We start from the raw sequence: 5,080 nt of genomic DNA on the forward strand, positions 1-5,080 counted from the left end.
TCGGTGAACTGCTGCCCCGCAGGCTGCAGATCATCCGGTACGGTGGCGTAGTCAAACAGCGCCAAGGCGCCAAGCAGCGCCAGGATCATCAGGGCGGCAAAACCCATCCGCCAGACCAGCTTTCGCTTCAGCTCGGGCGGCCCCACCGCCGCTCCCTGAACCCTAGCGACCGCCGGTGCACCATCGCTGCGGCGTGTCCGGCTCGCATCGCTTCCTTGTCGCGTCGCCATCTCCCGCCTCTGCTCCTCTATCTAAGGTCCTCGTTGCGATTGCGCACCAGCGCCACCACCAGGTCCGCTTCGGCACGGGCAATGCCGCAGCGCTGAGCGATGGTACTTGCATCCTGCCCCTGAATCGCCATCTGCATCGCATCGTTGTACAGCGGCGATGCCGCCGGCGGCGACCCCGAGAGCTGTGTCAGCTGGCGTCGAAAATCGTCGCGAGCAGTCAGCAACTCGCGACGCAAGTCGCCCACATCGCCGACCAACGCGTCCAGGTCGCTGCGCAACTGACGGACGTCCCCTTGCAGGGCCTCGATCATTGCCTGCCCCGGAATCTCCGGCGGCGGCTCATTCCACGCGAAATCGCGTTCGCCAGCGTCGAGCGGCGAGGGCGAGTCGGCCGCCGCAACGAGCGTTTCCGAATCACCAGCCCGAGCTGATTCGGTAGCGACGGCGGAGTCAGCATTTTCAATGTCGGTGTAGACGGCAAGCGCCGATTGGGCGACTGACGGTGGCACGGCGGCGACATGCAGGTCATTGTGCATCCGCCGCATGCGCACAAACATGACAACTATGTACGCCAACAGCGCCACGATGACGGCGATCAGGCCTTCGCGCCAGCCCAGATTGCCCAGTAGCTCGAGATCCATTGCGCGCCCCAGTGACTGCGTTCGACAGACATTATGCCAGACACTTGGCCCGCCTCAAGCGCGATCTTGCAAGCCTATGGGTAACGGGAAGACAATAGCGCAAGCCCTCCCGGGACAATCTAGCGGATCGATTCGAACAGCCCGGCAGCGCCCATTCCAGTGCCGATGCACATCGTTACCATGCCGTAGCGCTGTCCGGTGCGACGCAGCCCGTGCACCAGGGTTGCGGTTCTGACCGCGCCGGTCGCGCCGAGCGGGTGGCCGAGCGCGATCGCACCACCGAGCGGATTCACCTTTGCCGGATCGAGGCCGAGCGTACGCACCACGGCTAGTGCCTGCGCGGCAAACGCCTCGTTGAGCTCAAACCAGTCCACGTCGTCCTGGCGAATTCCGGCCTGCTTGAGCACCCGGGGGATGGCCTCGAGCGGACCGATACCCATGATCTCTGGCGCCACACCAGCCACGGCAAAACCGGCAAAACGCGCCAGCGGCTGCAGATTGAACTGCTTGAGAATTTTTTCCGAAACCACCAGTACAGCCGCCGCGCCATCGGACATCTGCGAACTGTTGCCGGCGGTCACCGACCCGCGCGCGGCGAATACCGGCCGTAAGCGGGCAAGGCCCTCGATACTACTGTCCGGGCGCGGCCCCTCGTCGTTCTCGGCCAGGTAGTGCTGGACCTGCACTTCGCCCGTGTGCAAATTCGGCAGGCGCGCGGTGACCGTGTACGGTGAGATCTCGGCCTTGAAATGGCCTGCTGCGATCGCCGCACAGGCCTTCTGGTGCGAAGCGACAGCGAAGGCGTCCTGATCTTCGCGCGAGATCTTCCATTGCGCGGCGACCTTCTCTGCCGTCAGACCCATCCCGAAAGCAATCGAGCAGTTTTCTTCTTTCTCGAAAATTGCCGGGTTGAGGGCGACCTTGTTGCCCATGATCTGGTTCATCAGCGACATCGTTTCGGTGCCGGCAGCGATCATCACCTCGGCTTCACCGAGACGAATGCGATCGGCAGCCATCGCCACCGCCTGCACACCCGAGGCGCAGAAGCGGTTGACCGTGACCCCGGGAACGGTGTTCGGCAGGCCGGCCAGCAGCAGGCCGATACGGGCGACGTTCATTCCCTGCTCAGCTTCGGGCATCGCACAGCCAACGATCACGTCCTCGACCAGTGCCGGGTCAATCCCCGGCACCTGCGCCAGCACCGAAACGATGGCGTGCGCCAGCATGTCGTCCGGACGAACGTGGCCGAGCATTCCTTTGCGCCGGCCGACCGGCAGACGCGTGGCGGCGACGATGTAGGCATCCTGAATCTGTTTGCTCATGATCTGTTCTCCTTGCTCGCTCAGTTGCTCAGTTGTTCAGTTACGTAAGGGCTTGCCGGTCTCCAGCGTGTGCCGGATGCGCTGCTGCGTTTTCTCGTTTTTCAGCAGTTCGACGAAAAGCTTGCGCTCGACGCTCAGCAGCCACTGTTCATCGACCAGCGATCCGGTCTCGATGTCGCCACCGCACAACGCTGTGGCTGCCGCTTTGGCAACCGCGTAATCGTGCGCTGAAATCATGCCGCCTTCCTGCATGTTAACCAGCATCATTTCGCAGTTGGCGATACCGCTACGGCCGGCAACCTTGATCCGGCGCGGCGACAGGCGCGGGTAGTAGCCTGCCTCGGCCAGACCGCGCGCTTCGCGCAGCGCGACGTAGAGCAACTCCTTGGCGTTGAAGACGATCTTGTCCGACTCGACGGCAAAACCAAGCTCCCTGGCCTGCGCGCCGCTCTTCGACACCGTCGCCATGGCGACGGTCATGAACACCGGCTGCAGGAACTCGAAGGGGTCGTTACCGGCGGTCTTCGCCGCGTGCTGCGCGGCGCGGATGGCGAACTCCTTGCAGCCTCCACCGGCCGGGATCAGACCGACGCCCGCTTCGACCAGACCGATGTAGCTCTCGAGCGCGATCACCCGCTTGGCAGCATGCATCAGGAACTCGCAACCACCGCCGAGGGCCATCCCCTGGACCGCGGCAATCACCGGCACCTTGGCGTACTTCAGCGCCATCGAGGTGTTCTGAAACTCGGCGACGTACTTTTCCAGCAGATCAAACTCGCCGGCGGCGATCGCTTCGCTGACTTCCTTGAGGTTGGCGCCAAAGGCGAACGGCGCCTCGTGCCACAGCACCAGTGCACGATAATCGGCCTCGGCGCGGGCGACCGCTTCCTGCAAACCGACGATCACCTCACGCCCGAGCGTATGGTTCTTCGTCTTGACACTGACGATGGCAACTCCGTCGTCCACCTGCGGCAGCACCCACAGGCGAACACCTTCGTTCTCCCATACGGTAGTGCCCGTAACCTCCTGCTCGGTCAACACGCGCTCCGGAAATAGCTGCCGCTGATAGACGGGCAAGGGCGAGCGCGCTTGATAGGCGTCGGCATTCGCCGAGTACGACCCCTGGGGAGTGTGCACGCCGGCATCCGCGACGCGGCCGAAGACCCAAGCCGGCAACGCTGCCTGGCTCATCGCCCTGCCCGCGTCGACGTCGGCCTGAACCGCTTCGGCAATCGCCGCCCAACCGGCGGCCTGCCAGCTTTCGAAGGGACCCTGTGCCCAGCCAAAACCCCAGCGCATGGCGAAATCGAGATCGCGAGCGTTGTCGGCGATCTCGGCAAGGTGAAACGCAGCGTAATGGAAGATGTCGCGGAAAATGGCCCACAGGAATTGTCCCTGCGGATGGTCGCTGGCGCGCAGCTGTGCGAACTTTTCGGCCGGATTGCGGTTTTTGAGGATCGCCAATACCGCTGGGTCGATGTCGGCCGCGGTCTCGCGGTAGTCCTGCGCAGCGAGGTCGAGAACCTTTATCGCGCGCCCTTCCTTGCGGAAGATGCCGCAGCGCGTTTTCTGACCGAGTGCCCCCTTGGCAATCAATGCCTGCAGCCACGCAGGGGCGTTGTAATAGCCATGCCAGGGATCGTCGGCCAGGGTGTCCTGCATGGTCTTGATGGCGTGCGCCAGGGTGTCGAGACCGACCACATCGGCAGTGCGGTAGGTAGCGCTTTTCGGACGGCCGATGATCGGGCCGGTCAGGGCATCGACGACGTCGAAGCCAAGCCCCAGACGCTCGGTGTGGTGCATCACCGCCAGGATGGAGAAGACACCGACGCGGTTGGCGACGAAGTTCGGCGTGTCGCGCGCCCGGACGATACCCTTGCCGAGACGCGTGACCAGCCACGATTCGAGATTGTCGAGCAGCGCGGCGTCGGTGGCCCTGGTCGCGATCAGTTCGACCAGGTGCATGTAGCGCGGCGGGTTGAAAAAATGAATGCCGCAGAAGCGCGAACGGAGCACCTCGGGTAGCGCCTCCGACAAGCGATTGATCGACAGGCCGGAAGTGTTGGAAGCGATAATCGCGTTGGGCGAGATAAAGGGTGCGATCTGGCGATAGAGATCGTCTTTCCACTCGGTCTTCTCGGCAATCGCTTCGATGATCAGATCGCAGCCCCGCAGTTGTTCGAGGTGCTGCGAGTAGTTGGCAGCGTCGATGTAGGTGACGCGATCCTTGCTGGCCAGCGGTGACGGCTCGAGCTTCCGCAGCGCGTCGATCGCCCGGTTGACGATTCCATTAGCATCACCCTCCTTGGCCGGCAGGTCGAAGAGCACCACCGGCACTTCGGCATTGGCGAGGTGCGCCGCAATCTGTGCGCCCATCACGCCTGCCCCGAGTACCGCGGCCTTGCGTACGATGAAGTTGCTCAAGTTGTCCTCCTGTTCGTGTCTCGGTTATCCCTGCTCGTTTGGAAGTCTCCTGAGCGACCCTGCAGAAAAACTCAAACGAACGTTTGAATTATACCCTCCCCGATCTTCTCGTCAACATACAGGCAATAGACAGGCTGGCCCGAGCACTTCTCGCGGTTGGCCAAGGAGGCGAAGCACGCGAAAAAAAACCCCGGAAAGCCGGGGTTTCTTGAAACAGCCTGGGGGCGATCAGAAGGCCAGCGAATACTGCGCACCCAGAATCCAGACGCTGGAATCATAGGCGCCGATTAGCGTGCCACGATTCTGTGTCGGATTGGTGCTGGTTTCGTTCTGGTTGATCTTGGTGTTCGGGAGGTACAGATAGGCGCCACCGAGTTCCAGGGTCTGATTCTTGGCTGGCTTCCACTGTGTTCCCAAGGTAAACCAGGTGCGGTCGTTGTCCGGCAGCGACGCCAAACGCGTG

Annotated in this window: 5 protein-coding genes; all 5 read right to left on the reverse strand. The window is 62.8% G+C overall.

Annotated elements, in window-relative coordinates:
- Positions 1–230 (reverse strand): hypothetical protein (locus RUW20_RS11790; protein WP_313952418.1); only part of this gene is annotated, 230 nt, incomplete at its 3' end.
- 17 nt (positions 231–247) lie between these two features.
- Positions 248–871, reverse strand: a complete 624-nt coding sequence (locus RUW20_RS11795) for a DUF2802 domain-containing protein (protein ID WP_313952419.1) — start codon at positions 869–871, stop codon at positions 248–250.
- A gap of 119 nt (positions 872–990) precedes the next feature.
- Positions 991–2,193, reverse strand: a complete 1,203-nt coding sequence (locus RUW20_RS11800) for an acetyl-CoA C-acyltransferase (RefSeq protein WP_313952420.1) — start codon at positions 2,191–2,193, stop codon at positions 991–993.
- Between the two features lie 36 nt (positions 2,194–2,229).
- Positions 2,230–4,617, reverse strand: coding sequence for a 3-hydroxyacyl-CoA dehydrogenase/enoyl-CoA hydratase family protein (locus RUW20_RS11805; protein ID WP_313952422.1), 2,388 nt, complete (start codon positions 4,615–4,617; stop codon positions 2,230–2,232).
- A 228-nt stretch (positions 4,618–4,845) separates the two neighbouring features.
- Positions 4,846–5,080, reverse strand: a 235-nt coding sequence (locus RUW20_RS11810; RefSeq protein ID WP_313952423.1) for an outer membrane protein transport protein, incomplete at its 5' end; no start/stop codon positions are given.

It is taken from the genome of Accumulibacter sp., assembly GCF_032229525.1.
Lineage (GTDB): Bacteria > Pseudomonadota > Gammaproteobacteria > Burkholderiales > Rhodocyclaceae > Accumulibacter.